1 pseudogene is annotated in these 513 nt (G+C 65.9%); it reads right to left on the reverse strand.

Annotation, left to right across the window (positions count from 1 at the left end):
* Positions 1–513, reverse strand: a pseudogene (locus FUT87_RS03560) (phospho-N-acetylmuramoyl-pentapeptide-transferase); the annotation flags it as partial.

Genomic DNA, 513 nt, shown 5'->3' on the forward strand with positions numbered 1-513 from the left:
CCCCGCGCCCGCCAGCGCGGCGCAGAAGATCAGCAGCTCGCCGGCGCCCGGGATGTAGGGGAACAGCAGATAGCGGCTGTAGACCGACGAGCCCGTCACGTACGCGAAGACGCCCAGCGCCGAGCCCACCATCACCACCGGCATGATGGCCAGGCCGTCCAGGCCGTCGGTGAAGTTCACCGCGTTGCTGGTGCCCACGATCACGAGGTAGGACAGGCCGATGAAGCCGAACACGCCCAGCGGATAGCTGATCGACTTGAAGAACGGCAGCATCAGGTCGGCCTTGGGCGCAGCTCGGTCGAGAAGCCGCTGGTGACCCAGCGGAAGAACAGCTGCACCACACCGAGGAAGCTGGTCTCCGAGACGCTGAAGGCCAGGTAGATCGCGGCGATCAGGCCGATGATCGACTGCCACAGGAACTTCTCCCGCGAGCGCATGCCCTCGGGGTCCTTGTTGACGACCTTGCGGTAGTCGTCGACCCAGCCGATCAGGCCGAAGCCCATGGTCACCAGC

The organism is Mitsuaria sp. TWR114 (assembly GCF_007997345.1).